This window comes from Rhodovulum iodosum, from assembly GCF_041020385.1.
GTDB lineage: Bacteria > Pseudomonadota > Alphaproteobacteria > Rhodobacterales > Rhodobacteraceae > Rhodovulum > Rhodovulum iodosum.
The window spans coordinates 1032396-1047500 of sequence record NZ_JBEHHI010000001.1; the positions used below are offsets into that span (position 1 = coordinate 1032396).

Annotated in this window: 12 protein-coding genes and 2 rRNA genes (1 of these 14 cut by a window edge); 6 read left to right on the forward strand and 8 right to left on the reverse strand. The window is 61.3% G+C overall.

Features of this window, described 5'->3' with window-relative positions; all coding sequences use genetic code 11:
- Positions 1–96 precede the first annotated feature (96 nt).
- Positions 97–2742 (forward strand): glycosyltransferase, encoded by a 2646-nt coding sequence (locus Ga0609869_RS05050; RefSeq protein ID WP_125406066.1) that lies wholly within the window; start codon positions 97–99, stop codon positions 2740–2742.
- 108 nt (positions 2743–2850) lie between these two features.
- Here the strand turns inward: Ga0609869_RS05050 and Ga0609869_RS05055 are convergent, their stop codons facing one another.
- The 5 genes from Ga0609869_RS05055 to Ga0609869_RS05075 all read right to left on the reverse strand — a co-directional run bounded on the left by Ga0609869_RS05055 (position 2851) and on the right by Ga0609869_RS05075 (position 9038).
- The gene (locus tag Ga0609869_RS05055) at positions 2851–4698 is read right to left on the reverse strand and encodes a discoidin/SUN/FTP domain-containing protein (protein WP_125406063.1); all 1848 of its coding nucleotides are present in this window, start codon (positions 4696–4698) and stop codon (positions 2851–2853) included.
- Positions 4699–4704: 6 nt separating this feature from the next.
- Positions 4705–5889 carry a DegT/DnrJ/EryC1/StrS family aminotransferase gene (locus tag Ga0609869_RS05060; RefSeq protein ID WP_125406060.1) on the reverse strand — a complete coding sequence of 395 codons (1185 nt, stop codon included), beginning with the start codon at positions 5887–5889 and terminating at the stop codon, positions 4705–4707.
- An 18-nt stretch (positions 5890–5907) separates the two neighbouring features.
- Positions 5908–6840 (reverse strand): GDP-L-fucose synthase family protein, encoded by a 933-nt coding sequence (locus Ga0609869_RS05065; protein WP_125406057.1) that lies wholly within the window; start codon positions 6838–6840, stop codon positions 5908–5910.
- 50 nt (positions 6841–6890) lie between these two features.
- Entirely contained in the window at positions 6891–8012 is a 1122-nt protein-coding gene (gene gmd, locus Ga0609869_RS05070) for a GDP-mannose 4,6-dehydratase (RefSeq protein WP_125406054.1), read from the reverse strand.
- A 312-nt stretch (positions 8013–8324) separates the two neighbouring features.
- Entirely contained in the window at positions 8325–9038 is a 714-nt protein-coding gene (locus Ga0609869_RS05075) for a sulfotransferase family 2 domain-containing protein (protein ID WP_125406051.1), read from the reverse strand.
- A 366-nt stretch (positions 9039–9404) separates the two neighbouring features.
- On the opposite strand from Ga0609869_RS05075, the gene Ga0609869_RS05080 reads away from it, so the two are divergent.
- On the forward strand, positions 9405–11255 hold the full coding sequence (locus Ga0609869_RS05080; RefSeq protein ID WP_125406048.1) for a glycosyltransferase: 1851 nt from the start codon (positions 9405–9407) through the stop codon (positions 11253–11255).
- On the opposite strand, the gene Ga0609869_RS05085 is transcribed toward Ga0609869_RS05080, so the two are convergent.
- Positions 11252–11875: a methyltransferase domain-containing protein gene (locus tag Ga0609869_RS05085; RefSeq protein ID WP_125406045.1), complete on the reverse strand. Its 624-nt coding sequence runs from the start codon at positions 11873–11875 to the stop codon at positions 11252–11254. The genes Ga0609869_RS05080 and Ga0609869_RS05085 overlap by 4 nt on opposite strands.
- 151 nt (positions 11876–12026) lie before the next feature.
- Between Ga0609869_RS05085 and Ga0609869_RS05090 the strand changes: the two genes are divergently transcribed.
- The 4 genes from Ga0609869_RS05090 (at position 12027) to hemP (ending at position 14463) form a co-directional block, all read left to right on the forward strand.
- Positions 12027–12641: a hypothetical protein gene (locus Ga0609869_RS05090; protein ID WP_369022839.1), complete on the forward strand. Its 615-nt coding sequence runs from the start codon at positions 12027–12029 to the stop codon at positions 12639–12641.
- An 82-nt stretch (positions 12642–12723) separates the two neighbouring features.
- Positions 12724–14007, forward strand: coding sequence for a Glu/Leu/Phe/Val family dehydrogenase (locus Ga0609869_RS05095; protein ID WP_125406355.1), 1284 nt, complete (start codon positions 12724–12726; stop codon positions 14005–14007).
- Between the two features lie 133 nt (positions 14008–14140).
- Entirely contained in the window at positions 14141–14308 is a 168-nt protein-coding gene (locus Ga0609869_RS05100; RefSeq protein WP_170168822.1) for a hypothetical protein, read from the forward strand.
- Between the two features lie 5 nt (positions 14309–14313).
- The gene (hemP, locus tag Ga0609869_RS05105) at positions 14314–14463 is read left to right on the forward strand and encodes a hemin uptake protein HemP (RefSeq protein ID WP_125406042.1); all 150 of its coding nucleotides are present in this window, start codon (positions 14314–14316) and stop codon (positions 14461–14463) included.
- 114 nt (positions 14464–14577) lie between these two features.
- Here hemP and rrf read toward each other — a convergent pair.
- Both rrf and Ga0609869_RS05115 read right to left on the reverse strand, forming a co-directional pair.
- A 5S ribosomal RNA gene (rrf, locus tag Ga0609869_RS05110) occupies positions 14578–14692 on the reverse strand.
- Between the two features lie 76 nt (positions 14693–14768).
- Positions 14769–15105 (reverse strand): 23S ribosomal RNA (locus Ga0609869_RS05115); it runs 2484 nt beyond the window's last position.

Consider the following 15105-nt stretch of genomic DNA (forward strand, 5'->3'; position numbering starts at 1 on the left):
GAGTATAGCTTTATACCTACCCGTGGCGTGCCCCTGATTTGGGTGACCCGCAGCAATATTTAGACAGTGACCCGGCGCTGTCGACGGAGGCGAAACATGTCAGATTCAGAGATTTTGTCGCCAAACACTGGGAAGAACCGGCTGAAGGACACGCTGCTGTTTGATCCCGACTGGTATTGCCAGGAATACCGCGATGTGGGCTTGGTGGGTATGGATCCGGCCGATCACTATGCCCGCTATGGTGCCGTTCTGCGGCGCAACCCCGGCCCCCTTTTCGACGCCCGCGGCTACGCGGCCAGCCACGCGCTGGCCAATGACACCGACGCGCTCGCACATTTCCTGGATCACTATGCCACCCCGTGCCCCGTCACCGACGACTTTCCCGTCAAGGATCTCGAGCGCAAGCTCTGGGGCGGTTTTTCAGAGCCGGCGCTGAACCATCTTGAGGCGGCCATCGGTTCATCGCGTTACTCCAAACGCGACCGAACCCGTGCGGCTTTCGTGCTTGCGCGCTGGTACTCGCTTCAGGGCCTCTGGGACAAGGCGCTGCGGCGTCTTTTGCGGATCAGCGATTTCGACCGCGGTTTCTTCCGCTCGAAGAAGTGCAAGCTTCTGATTATCGAGTGCCTTGTTCATTTGGGCGAGTTCGAAAAAGCCCGCGCCATGATCGACTTCGTGCTGGATCAACGAATGGATGGCGATTTCGCCTGTGCCCGCTGCAATTTGGCGCTCGCCGAGGGTGCCGGCCAGCACGAGCGTTTCGAGACGATCAACGCGATCTTCACCGCGTCCGGGCTTTCGCCGGTCGCGCTTGCCGATCCGGCTCGCGGCGTCGTCTTCGGCAACTGGCGCGACGCGGCACCGGGCGACCGCGCGGTCGATGGCCCGCTCGTCAGCATCCTGGTTCCAGTTTACAAGGCCTCGGATTTCATCGAGACCTCGATCGGCTCGCTTCTGGCGCAGACCTGGCGCAACCTCGAGATCGTCGCCGTCGACGATTGCAGCCCCGACGACAGCTGGGAAAAGCTGCAGGCGTTAGCGGCCCGCGACACCCGGTTGAAGGTCTTTCGCAACGACGTCAATGTCGGGGCATATTCCAATCGCAACAATGCGTTGGCCCGGGCCACTGGCGATTTCGTGACCGTGCATGATAGCGATGACTGGTCGCATCCGCAGATGATCGAATTGCAGATGCGCGCGCTAATGGCACGGCCCAGTCTCAAGGCGACCTGGTCTCGGATGGTGCGGGTGCATCCCGACCTGCGCTTTATACTGCGCCCGCAGCGCGAAAACCTCGAGTACGTCCACCGGTCCTATCCGTCTCTGCTGATGCGGCGCGCGGATCTGGCGAAACTGGGCGAGTGGGACGGGGTCTCGGCCAATGCCGACGACGAGTTGTTGCAGCGCGTTCGCACGCTGTGGGGCCAGGACGCGATCGAGGATGTCTTGCCCGACGTGCCGATGTCGTTCTTCTTGGTGCATGAAAACTCGCTGACCCAGCAAAAGGGAACCAGCCTCAACAGCCTGACCTTCGGCATCCGCAAGGAATATGCCCGGCAGGCGACCTACTGGCGTCAGACGCGGGGTCAGGCGAAAGGTGGCAAGCTTGCCCTGACGCGCCGGAGCATGAAAGACCCGTTTCCGATCCCGGCCGGGCTTGCGCCCAAGAACTGGGCGAAAAACACCGCCTACGACATAGTGCTCGTCTCCGACCTCAGCCTGCTCGGCGGCACGCGGCGCTGCAACGAGGGCTACATCGCCGCGGCGCGGGCCGAGGGGCTGCGGGTCGGGCTTTTCCACTGGCCGCGCTTCGATCTGAAATTCGCGGAGGTGGCAAAGGAGTATCTCGAACTCTCGTACGACCCCGGCGTCGATATCCTGGTGCCCGAAGACAAGATCACCGCGAAGCTGGTGATCGTCCATCATCCGCCGATCCTCGGGACCCGCATCGACGGGGTACCGACGATCTCTGCCGATCGGCTTGCCGTACTGGTCAACCAATCGCCGATGCAGTGCTGGTCGCAAAAGCCCTTCTACTACGACGGTGAAGAGGCCGGCGCCCTCTGCCGAGAGTTGTTCGGGCTAGACCCGGTCTGGATTCCGATCTCGCCGCGGGTGCGCGCAATCCTTCAGCGCGTGGGCGGCTTCGGCCGTATCCATGACGATATCTGGTACCCGCCGTTCCACGGCACCCTGCCCGACGACACACCGCCCCTGCCAGAGGGGCTGGGCAAGGCGCGCCCGATCCGGATAGGCCGGCACGCGCGAGACCATTGGACGAAATGGCCCTCGGCCCCCGAAACGCTGGGCGCAGCCTATTGCGCAGATGCCGAAGGGATCAGCGTAAATCTGCTTGGCGGCGCACGCACCGCGCTCAAGAGCCTCGGCACGCGGCCTGAAAACTGGAATGTGGCCGAGTTCGACAGCGTCGCGGTAAACCAGTTCCTGCAAGACCTCGATGTATTCGTCCATTACGTCCACGAGGACTATATCGAAGAGTTCGGGCGCAACGCGATGGAAGCGATGGCCGCGGGGCGGGTCGCGATCCTGTCGCCCGATTTCAAAAGCACGTTCGGCGATGGCGCGGTTTACGCCTTGCCGCAGGACGTCGCAAAGACGGCACGCGCGCTGTTTGCCGATCCAGAGGCGTATCGCGCACAGGTTGACCGAGGGCTTCGTTTCGTCCGCCGTGCCTCGTCGCAAGAGGCAGTGCAGGCCAAGCTAAGAAAACTGCTTGTTTAGGCGGCGCGCGTTTTCAGCCGCTCGGCCCCGATCCTGGAGATTGGCCGATCAAGCGGTCGGCCGCGGGCTGTCGTGACAACTTGAAGGACCGGCCATATCGGCCGGAGTTCAGCCTTGGCCTCTCAGCTTTTCTACGTAGTCCGACGCCGTGTGGGTGTGCGAGGTCAAAAACCTGTCCAGGTGCCGGCCCGCATTCTTGGTGTCTCCCTTGAGCTTATGAAACAGCGCGAGAATGCCCGACGCAGCGGGAACGCCCTGTTCGGCCATTTCCGTCAGCGCGCGCACCTGCCGGTCAATGGCAAAGCTGCCGTCCGGATGTATCGTCGAGACAAGGTTCCAAAGAGAGCCAAACGAGGACTTTTGTGAATCTTCGTCTATCAAAGTCTCAAGAATTTCTTGCGACGCGTCGATATTTCCAATCCGGAAGTTCAAGATCGCAAGAAGCATGAAATAGAATGCGTTGTCAGGGTCCATCCGGCATGCCAATTGCATCAGCGAAATGGCTTCTAGTTCGGAAACCTGGTTGGGGAACATATTCAAGGCATAGCTGCAGGCAAACGCCTTTTGAAAGTCATGCGCTTCGAGCTTTGCACCGCCAGGACTTAGTTCTTCCAATATGGCGCCCACCGCCTCTTCGGGCTGGAAGATCTTGGTCGGCTCTATCGTTTCAAACATGCCGATGATCTGCGCAATCTGCGAGAATCCGCTGTTGCCTGCCACAACCGTTGCGCAACGCGACATGAGGACGATGTCGAACAAGGCGGCCTGATGATTATCGAACCCGTACTCGGCGTGATAGCCACCGGCGAAGACGGCGTCATGAGAAGCCTCTATCGCCTTACACAATTCCTGATCCTGCCCGAAAAGCGCGACCTTTCGGCCGAATTCATTTTGCTTTTGCACGAATCTCAGCGCGATCGGGTAAGGAACCACCTTGTTCAAATATCGGGCATTGTACCTGTAGCGACCAAAGATAATGTCCCCGGCCCGCAAATGCATCCCGATAGATCCTGCAGGGATGTCTACGGAGCGCGCCAACTCGGCTGCCTTCTCCATTTTCTCTGAGAATTCTATTTTCGAGAAAGCTTCGCTCAGATGTTTGCGGGAGATAACGGATTCAAGCTGGGGCTCAAAAGAATATATGCTTCTTTGCGGAACGTCGATGACGACGGGATGCGAATGTGCTTTTGCGCCGCGCCCTTGGCCCCTGGATGTTCCCTTGAGGAAATCCTTGAGGGTCTTATCCGGCGTTTGCTCGGAGAGATGTTTCCCGATGAACGCCTGCGAGAAAATGTCTTGCGGCTTGCCGATTGCGTGCTGGTCCGAGACGGAATTGGAAATCGGTTTCCAGGCGAAGGCGAAATCCCCATCGTAGTATTCAGATAACGCGATACAGTTCACCAGCGCCTTGAGACGCTCGCCCAACCCATCGGTCCTGTTGGATACAAAGGTAACGGGCTTACCCGCCGGCACGTGCAGCTTGCGTGCGAACACCTTGACCGAGCGCAGGTGGAAATAGGCCTGCGGATCATTCTCCACGAGGATGGAACGAACCGCGAGCCTCCCACCGAGCGGCAGCAACAGCGGGGTGCCGTTCTGGAAGCTCCCGAAGAACAGGTTTCCTTCGTGAAGCGTCGTCCAGTCCTCGCCGTCCGCCGAGACCTTGACCCGGACCCTCGACGCGAGGTCCCAGAACGCCTCTCTCCCGCGGTTTTCGATACAGATCAGATCGGGGAAATGGGTGCTTTCAAAGTCGAGCCGCCACCAGGCGCCCGCCTCTCTTTCGGTGTGAAATGCGAAATCCGCCTGTCCGATATCGGTAACGGCCCGCTGCGCGTCTTCTTTTCGAGACCATTTGGAGAACGAGCTTTGGCTTGCGCGACCCTCGGGGCCGATATCGACAAGCCCCTGTTCATCACAGATCCGGCGGACGAAATCTTCGAAGTACCCTGGCATTGGCGGTTATCCCAGTGCCTCCTTCAGGGCCTTTCGCAGATAGGGAAACTGCTGGATGAGCGGGTAGTGGTGGTTGCCGATGAACAAGCCGTTCCGGTCAATGTAATCCGCATTGTCGAGCGTCCCGTGTATGTCGTGCGGAATGTAGCGTTTCACCGCCTCGTTCTTGGCGAAGTTCCCGGCCACAACCGGGCGGCATTCGATGCCGTTGGCGCCGAGGCTGCCGATCAGGGCCGCGCGGTCGATGCCGGCCGTCTCGCTCACGACCATGGAAAAGCCGAACCAGCTGCTTTCGCCGATTTCTTTCTGGATGGCGATTTGCGGGAAATCCGCCATGATCTCGCGATAGAGATCGGCATTCTTGCGCCGCTCCTCGACAATCATGGGCAGCTTGGCGATCTGCTCCTGGCCCAATGCGCCGCTCATCTCCAGCGGGCGAAGGTTGTAGCCGGGCAGGACGAACTTGAACGATTCCTCGAAGGGATCGTCGCTCTTGGTGCCGGTGACGAGATTTTCCTTTGGCAAGTTGCGTGTCCAGCCATGGGCGCGCACGGCCAGCATGATGTGGAACAACTCCTCGTCGTCGGTGACGGCAAGGCCCCCCTCCATCGTGGCGATATGATGCGAGAAGAACGAGGAATAGCTGCCCGCCACCCCGAACGTGCCCGCCTGCTTGCCCTTGTAGGTGGCCCCGAGGGATTCGCAGTTATCCTCGATGATCATGATGTCGCGATCGCCGACCATCGCCGTGATCGCGTCGAATTCGTTGGGATTTCCCAGCAGGTTGACCACCATGATCGCCCGCGTGTTCGGGCCGATCGCCTCGGCCAGCGCTGTCAGGTCGTAGTTCAGCGTCTCCCGGTCGATATCGACGAATTTCATCCGCATGCCGTGCTGGAACAGCGGAAAGTAGGTCGTGCTCCACGATACCGCCGGCACGATCACCTCGGCGCCGTCCTCGAAGCCGTAGGAGGAATGGTAGCGCAGCGAGGCCGCGATCAGCAGGTTGGCCGAAGAGCCCGAGTTGACCATGACCGCGTATTTGGCGCCCATCGCCTCGGCGAATTGCTTTTCGAACAGGGCGACCTCCTGGCCCATCGAAAAGCGGTCCGATTTGATCACCCGGTCGATCGCCGCGTATTCGCGTTCATCCCAGGAGGAGGTCGCAAGAGGAAAGTTGATCGTGCTCATTTTGGATATGCCTCGGCTTCAAACGCGTTGTTGCTTGGTGACGGCCAGGAAATGCTCGTAGGTTTTCGCAAGCCCGTCCTTCAGGCTGGTTTCCGGCGTCCATCCGAACGACGTCAGCCGCTCGTTCGAAACGAGCTTCTGTTTCATGCCGACGGGCTTGGTGACATCGTGCACGAACTCGCCCGACCAGCCGATCACCTCGGCCGCGGCCTGATAATACTCGTTGATGGTGTAGTCCCGACCGATGCCGACATTCATCAGCGACGGCACATCATCGAAGCGTTCGACACATTCCCAGATCACGTCGGCCAGGTCGCCGCTGAACATGAACTCGCGCCGCGCCAGCCCGTCGCCCCAGATCTCGACCGTGCCGTCGCCGTTCTGCTTGGCCTCGTGGACCTTGCGGATGATGGCCGGCACCAGATGCGAGACATTGGGGTCAAACTTGTCGTGCAGTCCGTAAAGGTTGCACGGGATCAGCGTCTTGTAAGACAGCCCCTGCTCCGACCGGCTGACATAATCGCAAAGCCGCGATGTGGCCACCTTGGCCAGCGCGTATCCCTCGTTTGTCGGTTCCAACGCGCCTGTCAGGACCAGCTCTTCCTTCAGGGGGTTCGGCGCCGCGTGCGGGTACATGCACGACGATCCGAGGTTGAGCACGCGCGGCACGTTCGCCGCGCGCGCCGCCAGAACGACGTTCATCCCCATATCGAGATTATCGACCAGAAAGCCCACGGGATTGGCGATGTTGGCCTGGATACCACCGACCCGACCCGCGGCATGGATGACGATGTCTGGCTGGATCTCGGCGATCGCGGCAAAGGTCGCGGCGCGATCGGTCAGATCTAGATCCCGGCTGCCCGGTGCGATCATGTCGTGCTGCGCCGCGCGGGCAGCCTCTATCACGTTGCGGCCGACCATGCCGCTTCCGCCTGTGAGAAAGACTTTCATACTCTCGGTTTTCCTCGAAACGCGCTTGCTAGCATCCGAACGGCGCTGGGTCAGCCGCTCTGTGCAATGGGCATGTCGAACCCGTGCGATTTAAGATGCGCGTGCCGCTGCGCGACCTTGAGGTCCTCGCGGACCATTTCGGCGCACATCTCCTGCACGGTGATTACGGGGGTCCAGCCCAGCTTGGCCTTGGCCTTGGACGGGTCGCCGAGCAGGGTTTCCACCTCCGCCGGCCGGAAATAGCGCGGGTCGATGCGCATGATCACGTCGCCCACCTTGACGCTCGGCGCCTTGTCGCCCTCGTTTGCAGCCACGGTGGCGATCTCGTCGACACCCTCGCCGGAAAACTCCAGCGTCAGCCCCAGCTCGGCAGCGGACCAAACGATAAACTCGCGTACAGAGTACTGCACGCCGGTCGCGATGACGAAATCCTCGGGCACGTCCTGCTGCAGCATCATCCACTGCATGCGCACGTAATCCTTGGCATGCCCCCAGTCGCGCAGGGCGTCGATGTTGCCCATGTAGAGGCAGTCTTCCAGCCCCTGGGCGATATTTGCCAGGCCGCGCGTGATCTTGCGAGTCACGAAGGTCTCGCCGCGCCGCGGGGACTCGTGGTTGAACAGGATGCCGTTGCAGGCGTACATGCCATAGGCTTCGCGGTAGTTCACCGTGATCCAGTAGGCGTAGAGCTTGGCCACCGCATAGGGCGAACGCGGATGGAACGGGGTGGTCTCGGTCTGCGGGATCTCTTGGACGAGCCCGTAGAGCTCGGAGGTCGACGCCTGGTAAAAGCGGGTCTTCTTCTCGAAACCGAGAAACCGGATAGCCTCCAGCAGGCGCAGTGTGCCAATCGCGTCCACATCGGCCGTGTATTCGGGCGCCTCGAAGCTGACCGCAACATGCGACTGCGCGCCGAGATTGTAGACCTCGTCAGGCTCGACCTCGCACAGGATGCGTGTGAGGTTCGAGGTGTCGCTCAGATCGCCATAATGCAGCTTCAGCTTTGGGTTGGGCTCATGCGGATCCTGAAAGACGTGGTCGATCCGCTGGGTGTTGAACAGCGAGGCACGACGTTTGATCCCGTGCACCTCATAGCCCTTCTCCAGCAGCAGCTCTGCCAGATACGACCCGTCCTGACCGGTGATCCCGGTAATCAGTGCCCGCTTCGCCATAGAAGTCTCCAGTTTGACGTGCTCATTCCTCAAGCAGACCGGCAATCATGTTCTCGTCGGTGGTCTGCCCCGCGAGAGCGATTTGCACTCTGTGTTAGTGCATGACCGCGCTCAGTTCCACAGTGATAATGCCTTCGCAACAGGCGCCCGACCCCACCGGCAGGGGCGGGCGGGTCACGCCTTGACCCCGCCGTGACGGGCCCCGGCCCGGATGGCGCAGTGCGGCCAAGGCCCACATCGTGTTCCCGTCACAGGGCCAACAGCCGGCGTCACTGGGAAAACCGGTCTGCGCCGGGGAAAGGTCCTTCGGCACTACGCTTCGAGGGATCTTTCATGGAGGGACGTGTCGTCCATGTACATCCGCCTGAGGCCTTCGTGTGTCTCGTCGCCGAGAAGCGACCGGATGGTTGGGAAAACACCTTCGGACAACATCTGCGCCAACTCGCCAATCGATGCAGACCGGTAGTCGCCTTCGATCCGATTGATGTTGGAGGTGTAGTTCACGTGAGACTTGAAAAAGCGATCCGCAATCTCGTCGCCCCACGCCTCGGAGGCCCGGTCGTGAAGACGTTCCAACGGCCAGATCTCATGGGGGACATCGGCCATATGTTTCACCTGCGGCAGGAAGTGCAGGTCGACGTCGCTCCGGGCCATGACCACGTCGCGAAAGAAGTCGTCGGCGGTAGCCTCGACGACGGGCTTTGACAGGCTTTCGTCAGCCTGTTTGCGGATATTGTTGCCGGGGACGTCTAACTTCTGGATGAACTGGTTCAGAAACGCCGAATGGATGCGGCCAATCGGTTCTCTCACCACGCACAAGACGCGGCGGTTGCGAAGGTGCCGAACGCTGGAAATACGGTATCGAGAGTTGGCGAAATGCAGCGCCGTTTCTTGCTTTGGCTTCTGGATCTCGCTGGTCTCGACGATCAGACGCTTGAAGTTGCTGCAGGCGTTTTTCCGAATGTAGAGATATGCGTCGTTGCAGAAGGGAATGGACAGATAAAGCTGCGGCGACTTCAGTTTCATCGTCTTCAAGGCCCACCCTTCGAAGTTCGGCTGTAACGCGGCCCGCAACGCGCCGTTCTAGCAATCGCCAAGCGGGCGCATGGCCGCCGGCGAGGATCATCGAAGGACTCAACGTTGCCGTTTCTGACAGTCGCTTGGCGTGGCAGCTATAACAAACCATGTCGGTTTTCAAGTGGCGTCCGACCCCCACGACCGGCGCCGCTTTGCGGAGGGTGACCAGGGTGTTTTGTCTTGTCGGTTGCACCCGTCTGCGGATCATAGTCGGATCGCGCTACAAACGGGACGAGGACAAGAGCAGCGCCACCATGGATCAGGCGCCTGCGATGCACTAACAGGGATCATCAAGAGCCGGAACCGAACAGCCCCATGAATACCCAGGACCAGATCGACACCATCCGCGAATCGGGGCGCGTCGACCAGGAATGGTACCGCGAAACCTATCCTGATGTGGCGAGCCTCGGCTTTGATCCGGTCGAGCACTACGTCAAATACGGCGCGCGGATGGGCCGCGATCCGAACCCTTCCTTCGATACCGCCTTTTATCTGGAGGTCTACTCGGACGTGGCCGAGAGCGGCTACAACCCTTTGCTGCATTATATCCTGTTTGGCGCCGCCGAGGGACGGCGCCCCAAGGCCACGCCGCAGCTCAAGGCGGTGTACCGGCTGACCAGCCATATGTGGGGCGGGCGGGGAAAAGACGCCGCCGAGAGCCTTCGACAAATCGCCGACGGTCCGGAGGTCGAACCAGACATCCGGTTCGAGGCCGCCTACCATCTGGCAACCTGGTACGCCTTTCAGGACGAGCCGGACCGTGCCCGGAAGGTGCTGGAGGACATTGCCCTCTATGCACCAGACCTTGCCGACCGCAAGGAACTGCAGATGCGATTGGGGTTTCTCCATCTTCAGCGGGGCGACGCCGACGCGGCGCGGAGATGCCTCGAAAGCTGCGATTGCCCGCCGGATGACCCGGACATGCTGCTTGCCCGCGCCAGTGCCGAAGAGGATGACGACGCGCGGTTGGCGCTGATCAACGCGGTCCTCGCAAACCGCGGCTTTGCGCCCATCGCCCTGCGCGACCCAGACCGCCCCTTGGCTTTGTCCAATCTTGCCTGCCCCGCCGCGCAAGCCGTGCGTGCGAATACCGGGCTTGTCTCTGTCATCATGCCCGCCTTCAACGCCGAGGCGACGATCGAAACCGCGCTGCGTTCCTTGCTGGACCAGACATACCCATCGCTCGAAATCATCGTCGTCGACGATTGCAGCACGGACGGCACCTTTGACGTGGTCCAGTCGCTGACCCGTGAAGACCCGCGCATCGTTCCGCTTCGGCAACCGCGCAATCAGGGCGCTTACCCGGCCCGCAATGCCGGCCTGGAGCGCGCGACCGGCCGCTTCGTCACCACCCATGACGCCGATGACTGGTCGCACCCGCAGAAGATTGCGACGCAGGTCGCCGCGCTCGCCTCCGATGTGGCGACGACGGGCGTCGTGACCCACTGGGCGCGGGTCCGCCCCGACATGCGGTTCACGACGAACTGGCGCCTGTCCGACGCTGTGATTCACTGGAGCCATTCATCATTTCTGTTCCGCCGCGATATCGTTCGCGAGGTGGGCCGCTGGGACAACCTGCGCGTGGGCGCCGATACCGAGTTCATCTGGCGTATCCAGTCGCGCTATGGAAAAAGCGCCGTGCGTCGCCTCGTGCGCGAAGCGCCGCTCGCCTTCGCGCTTGACGGCGAGTCCTCGCTCACCCGAACCAAGCTCACGCATGTCAGCACGGTCTACAACGGGTTGCGCCACTACTATCGCGAGATTTGCCGCTACTGGCACCAACGCCCCGATGGCCTGACACCCGAGAACACGGCCCGGCGGATGGCCATGATCCCGCGCGAAATGTTCGACCGCGACGCGGCTCCGGCGCAGTGCGACCTGCACCTGATCGGCGATCTGAGCCGTTCAGAGGTGGTCGCCCGCATGGCCGAGATCGCCGCCGCGGCACGGGGCACGGTCGGCGTGACGCATCGCGTGCAGTTGGACAGCGCGCAGAGGAAATCTGGCGTAGCCCTGGAGTTTCACCCCGCCTTCTTCGAACTGCTTCAGACCGATGGTGTGCAGATCATCGTACCCGGCAGCGGGGCGCAGGTGGACGCGTGCCTGCTCGTCACAGTCGAGTACGGCGATGTGCGGGTCGCCCCCGCCGACGCGGCATTGGATTAGCGGCGCAGACTTGGGCGCATTCCGTCTTCGCGCCGGATCCGGCCCTCGACCGCCGCGTTGGAAAACTCCACGGACGGATCGCGGTGGTAAATCGCGATCAGCCGGTCGGATTTCACCTTGCGAAATGGCTCCGACACGACGATCTGGTAATTTGCGCGACGGCCGAACCAAGAGGTCAGCTTCGGGCAATCGACGGGGTCGTGCACATGGCCCTTGGTCCGCCCCTCGGGCCATTTGAACGGCACCGACACCACGGTAAGATCGCTGAGTTCGAGCAGGCGCTGCGCAAATTTTCCGGCATCGGGCACATGTTCGAGCACCTGGAAGCAGGTGCACACGTCGAATTTCCGCTTGAAATCCATGCTGTGTATGTCGCCCTTCATGCCCTTCACGGCGGGCGAGTTGTACGGCACGCGGATGTCGACCGAGTAGCGTTCGGGAATCCAGTCGAACCATTCCAGATAGGGGCAGTTGCCGCTGCCCACGTCGATCATGCTTTCTGCCGAGCTGGCAACGGTTCGCACGATATAATCCAGATACTGGTAATACAGCATGTCCATCCGTTCCTGCCAGTATTTGCCTGACTGGTAATTGCTGGGACGGTTGGTCTGATTTTCCATGCCGTTCTCGCCTGTGTATATCCGCTCGTGCCGCAGTAACCTCCTTACCACCGCCATCGCGCCATGTTGAAGCCCTCAACGCGCTGCCAACAGGGCTTCACGCCCTTGTCGAGAAAGGTTAATGAAGCCGATGGCAGAGGAAGGGAGCGACATGGACCTACCGGAGTTGAGCTTTCCGGAGAAGGAACGCAAGCACGTCCAATCCCGGTATGACGCGGCGGAGGTCATCCTCGAGTACGGGTCGGGCGGGTCTACGGCCTATGCCGCCAGCCGGCCATCGAAGTTAATCTTCAGCGTCGAGAGCGATTTCGATTGGGCAATCGGTCTTCAACGGGCGCTCGATACCTCCGCCTTGCCCTCGCAAGCGTTGATCTATTACGTCGATATCGGTGCGACGGGCGATTGGGGACGGCCCGTGAACGCCTCCAAGTGGACGCAGTTTTACCGCTACCCCCTTGCGGTCTGGGACGAGGCGTTTTTTCGGATGCCCGACCTGGTTCTGATCGATGGCCGGTTTCGTCCGGGCTGTTTCGTGGCCACGTGCCTGCGGTTGACCCGACCGGCAACCATTCTGTTCGACGATTACGTCAATCGAAAGCAATACCATCATGTCGAGCGGTTCTTCAAACCGACCCGCCGTATCGGCCGCATGGCAGAGTTCGAGGTCGAGCCGCGCAAATACAGCCGCGACGAGGTCTCGGAGATGGTAGGTTATTTTTTCGAGGCCTCTTACGCGCAGGCCCCCGCCCAGCCGGTGACCGCCTGACGCATCCGCGGGCCGCAGGTGGCCATGCATGCTGGACAAGCGCGCGCCGGCGCGGGAAGCTTGGCCCATGCAGGACACCGCCATGCCCGCACCCGTTCCGCTCTTTCCGGCCGCGCAGGACAACCTGCGGCTGGCCTGCGAGCGGCTGAACATCCATCCCGACGTCTTCGAAGAGCTCAAGGCCCCGCGCGAGACGTTGGCGGCCACACTCTTGATCCGGATGGACGACGGCAGCCGCCGTGCCTTGCCGGCGTGGCGCTGCCGCTATAACGACCGGCGCGGCCCCACCAAGGGCGGCATCCGCTTTCACCCCGGCGTCTGCCTCGACGAGATCCAGACGCTGGCGTTCTGGATGACCTTCAAATGCGCGGTGGCCGATCTGCCTTTCGGTGGCGGCAAGGGCGGGGTCTGCGTCGACACCAAGACGCTGTCGCGGACCGAGCTCGAACGGGTGAGCCGCGCCTATGTCGAGGCCTTCGCGGCCTTCATCGGGCCCGACCGCGATATCCTGGCGCCCGATCTTTACACCAACGGCATCGTCATGGCCTGGATGGCGGACGAATACGCCTCGATCAGCGGCCGGCCGATGCCCTCGGCCTTTACCGGCAAGCCGATCGCATTTGGCGGCACGGCGGGGCGCACCGACGCCACGGCGCGCGGTGGCTATTACGCCCTGCGCCACCTGGAGAGCGCGTTCGGGCTGAACGCCGATAACGCCTCGGTGATCGTGCAGGGCTTTGGCAATGTCGGCTATCACATCGCCAAGCTGTTGCACGCAGATGGCTACCGCATCGTCGGTGTCAGCGATTCCGGCGGTGCGATCTACGACCCTGCCGGTCTGGACCCGTTGTCGGTGATGGAACACAAACATCTCAACGGCGGCGTGCTGGGCGCCGCGGGGCACGGGCAGACGCGGGAGATGTCGAACCCCGAGCTTCTGGAACAGGAATGCGACGTGCTGGTGCCCGCGGCGCTGGAACGCCAGATCACCGAGGCCAATTGCGAACGTATCGCGGCCCGCGTTGTGCTGGAGTTGGCCAACGGTCCGGTCACGGCCAACGCCGAAAGGGTTCTGCTGGCCGCCGGGAAGAACGTCGTGCCCGACATTCTGGCGAATTCGGGCGGGGTGACGGTGTCTCATCTGGAATGGGTGCAAAATCGCTCGGGGTTCTACTGGGACGGCTCTCGGGTGCGCGATCACCTGAAATCGGTGATCGAGACCCAGACCCAGGCGATCTGGCTGGTGCAGAATCAGATGGCGGTCTCGATGCGGGAGGCGGCCTATATCCATGGGCTCAAGCGCATCGCCGAGTCGGTCGAGGCGCGCGGCACCGAGGCCTATTTTGCCAATGGCGGGTCGCTCTAGGCGCACCCGCCGCATAAACCCAAGTGAAACAATCGGACTTTACATTTCCGAGTCTTTCGGTAGGCTATCGGCAGAGATTCCCAGCCATCCGCGACGGACAAGCCCGGAGTCGTTCACGCCACAGGAGGTGAGAATGCACGAGCTGAGCCAAGCCACGCGCGCCGGCATCGCAGAGGCGCCGCGCGACACCACGCGCCATCTGGTCTGGGAGGCCCTGTCGATGGGGCTCTTCGACATCACCGACAGCGCCCGGATGTTCGAACATCTCATCGACAGCATCGAAACCCACGAACTGCGTTGACGACCATGGCCGACCGCAAGGACAACGCATGCCCGCGCCCGGCCTATGATGCGCGCGATTTGATGCAGGGCGGCACGAGCGTCGTGATCGACCTCGACGGCCAGCCCTACCTTCTGCGGATCACGCGGGCGGGAAAGCTGATCTTGACCAAATGACGAGCGCCGTGCGCCTGACAGGTGCACGGCCACAAAAAAAGCGCCCGAAAAGGGCGCCTGTCATTCGGTGTGGTTGGTCATCGTATCGAGAGATACAACACGGTTTCTTTCTAGGTTTGGCGGTGACCTACTCTCCCACGTCTTAAGACGCAGTACCATCGGCGCTACGGCACTTAACTGCCGGGTTCGGGATGGAGCCGGGTGTTTTGCTCGCGCTATGACCACCAAACCGAGGAAGAAACCGTTCCAAGTCAGTACTCTTTTGTGTGCTGCTTTCGATCCGTGAAGCCTGGCTTCTACTGGATCAAATCAAGCCTATCGGGCAATTAGTACCGGTCAACTGAACGCGTTGCCGCGCTTACATCTCCGGCCTATCGACGTGGTGGTCTACCACGGCCCTCAGGGATACCTTGTTTTGAGGGGGGCTTCCCGCTTAGATGCCTTCAGCGGTTATCCTTTCCGATCATAGCTACCCTGCACTGCGGCTGGCGCCACAACAGGTCCACCAGTGGATCGTTCACCCCGGTCCTCTCGTACTAGGGGCAACTCCTCTCAAGTATCCTACACCCACGGCAGATAGGGACCGAACTGTCTCACGACGTTCTAAACCCAGCTCACGTACCTCTTTAAATGGCGAACAGC